Origin of the sequence: Methylobacterium sp. J-030, assembly GCF_022829545.1 — a bacterium.
In the GTDB taxonomy this organism is placed as follows: domain Bacteria; phylum Pseudomonadota; class Alphaproteobacteria; order Rhizobiales; family Beijerinckiaceae; genus Methylobacterium.
On record NZ_JAKSYM010000263.1, the window covers coordinates 1 to 2,605 of the forward strand.

A 2,605-nucleotide genomic window follows, 5' to 3' on the forward strand; every position below is an offset into this window, starting at 1 on the left:
CAGCTAATCGAGAACGGCGTTACCTCAGCCCTTGCCGATGCTGTGGAAGACCCGTTCTGATCCCGCCTGTGGGCGTTCCGCATATCAGTTTCGCCAGCGCCCAACGCGTAGCTTGGACCGACTTACAATCGATCGGCCTGAGAGGAGCGTGCGTCGGTCAAGCCTTCACACCCCTGTGACATCGGCGTCGGGACCTATTGTGCACGATCGACTGTTCCCCACGCCCACAGATGAAAGAACGTTATGACCAAGCTCATTCTCGCCGCGGCTTTTGCTGCGGCGCTTGCTACCCCTGTCTCTGCACAGGTCTTCGAGACCCCGACCACCACGACCGTGATCGTCCCACCCGGCGCGCCCGGTGTCGTTACGCGCCAGCCTGGCTCGACTGGGGAGGAAGGCGCCAGCTCCTATTCGCCGACGGGTCGTGCTGCCGATAGCATCTCGAACGACTCGGCTGCTTCCGGCAATGAGGGGCAGCCTTCGCGGATAGGGTCGACGGGCAGCGGTGGCGGGAAGTAGGCGTTATCGACAATCGCCAAATACGTGATGTAATCGACGCCACCAAAACTAAAGGCCGTTCTTCTGATTGGAGAACGGCCCTTCATAATTTTTGCACGTCGACGTCAAGCTATCTGATTGGACAGAATAGTTGACCTACTTCGATGGTGCTGTTGGGTTATTGCCCGAGGGGGCCGCTGCCTGTTGCTCAACTGGCGCCTGCGGATCTTCGCCTGGCTTGTAGGTGGTCGGGGCGGCTGGCACGGGCCGATCCTTGTTCTGCGCGACCGACTTCCCGCCAGGGTTGGGGGCATCTTTGGCTGCGGACTCCTCCCGCGGGACCGGCGCTTGGCTCCAGCCATCCTGGGCGCTTCGGTCCTTGTCGCCCATCGCATCGAAGCCCTTGATCTCGCCGGGCTTAGTCTGGGCCTGCACGGATGCGGTGAGCGCCAGAGTTGCGAACGCGGCAAAGGCCGCGCTCAGTGCAAGGGGAGAGCGGACCATCGTCTTGTCTCGGCTGTCGTAGAAATATTCAAGAGCAACCTGTCGCGCCGTCGGCATGTTCCAGCTTCACCGAGCTGTTTCAAAAACGAGATCGCACCGCCGATGCCCAATTTAATTCTCGACCGTGAGAATAAAGGGGCTACGCCCATCCTGCCTGCGCACATCGAGGACACAGTCCGCGCTATCGCGGATCTGCATCACGATCATCATCGCAAAGCCACGGCGGTTCAGCGCACCGTCGCCCGCATGACCAGCGCCGTCGGACGCCCACGCTTCGTCGGCGTACTCACTCTGGCGATCCTCGCCTGGGTCGGCCTGAACCTCATTCTCCCAGCCCTCGGTCACGCCAGTCTCGATCCGCCACCCTTCGCGTACATGCAGGACGTTGGCGGCGTCCTGAGCCTGTACGTCACCAGCCTGATCCTGATCACGCAGCGGCACGATGAGCAGCTGGCTGAACACCGCGCCCAGCTTACCCTGGAACTCGCGATCGTTTCCGAACAGAAGAGCGCCAAGATCATCGCTCTGCTGGAGGAGATGAGGCGTGACCATCCCCACCTCACCGATCGAGTCGACGATGAAGCGGAGGCGATGGCGCGGCCAGCGAACCCCCAGGCTGTGCTAGACGCCATCAAGGACACGCATGGCGACCTGCTCTCAACCGAGGTGCAGATTACGCCGACGTGATCCCACAATCGCTCTAGTGAAACAGCTCGTAGATTTATGGCTGCGGAACTCTAGCCGCGACGACTACATGCGCGAACGACGCATGTGGTGACGCCGATGGCGCTTCATGTGCCGCATGCTCATCATGCCACGCTGGCCACCCATCCGTTTCTCCGATGGGCTCTTCACGCTGCCGGGGTTGTTCATGTTGCTCTGAGCGCTCCCGCCGCCGCTGCCGGCAGGCATCTGAGCGAGGGCTGTTCCCGTGATTGCGAACGTCAATGCAGCAGCGAGGGCGAGTGTCTTCATCATGGCGCTTTCCTCCAGACGGATCGGTTCGATCAGTCCGGATCTGAACGTCGTCGAGGTTGATATCGTTCAAGCGCCTGAGGCAGCTTGGTCGCAATGACGACATCTGAAGAAACCAAATGCGAAGTACGGAGCAATGGCGCGTGGCGCCCGATCAGTCTCACCGTCGCACATGCTCGTTATCCGTCAGCGATCAAGCGCTGCCCGGTTTGTCACGGCCGTGTGTCGCTCCACGTGAACAGCACGGCGCGGGGCGGCCTCTGGCTGCAGCACCGCCGGGCTCACGATGGCTGCCCGCTGATGCCGGCGCGGTTCACGGGCGAGGTGAAGCGGCACCCGCAGGCTCTGGACTGAGGCACGTTGCCCATGCGGATGCGGGCGGCACGGTCCGAGCCATACGCGATCTTGCATGGCCCGATCGTGGTGGTCGGCTGGGAGCACGCGTCTCTAGAACTGCCGAGCAGCAGCGCAGGCGGTGGTTCAACCCGTTCCGGCGGAAGGCGCTCGGGGACCTGTTCGGCGGCCCCTATGCCTGATCGAACAGAACACTTTGAGCCGCGGTGTATGCAGCTCAAGCGACCGCGCGATTTTGCGCAGCATCCATATCCTGCCCGATCATGGCTTCGGC

Annotated in this window: 3 protein-coding genes; 1 reads left to right on the top strand and 2 read right to left on the bottom strand. The window is 62.0% G+C overall.

Translation table 11 applies throughout. The features are described 5' to 3' along the window. Positions 1-654: 654 nt before the first annotated feature. The gene (locus MKK75_RS19295) at positions 655-1,059 is read right to left on the bottom strand and encodes a hypothetical protein (protein ID WP_244044143.1); all 405 of its coding nucleotides are present in this window, start codon (positions 1,057-1,059) and stop codon (positions 655-657) included. A gap of 45 nt (positions 1,060-1,104) precedes the next feature. Here MKK75_RS19295 and MKK75_RS19300 point away from each other — a divergent pair, with 45 nt between their 5' ends. Beyond that, entirely contained in the window at positions 1,105-1,689 is a 585-nt protein-coding gene (locus tag MKK75_RS19300) for a DUF1003 domain-containing protein (RefSeq protein WP_244044144.1), read from the top strand. A 63-nt stretch (positions 1,690-1,752) separates the two neighbouring features. Here MKK75_RS19300 and MKK75_RS19305 read toward each other — a convergent pair whose 3' ends face one another. After that, positions 1,753-1,980: a hypothetical protein gene (locus MKK75_RS19305; protein ID WP_244044145.1), complete on the bottom strand. Its 228-nt coding sequence runs from the start codon at positions 1,978-1,980 to the stop codon at positions 1,753-1,755. Between the last annotated feature and the right edge of the window lie 625 nt (positions 1,981-2,605).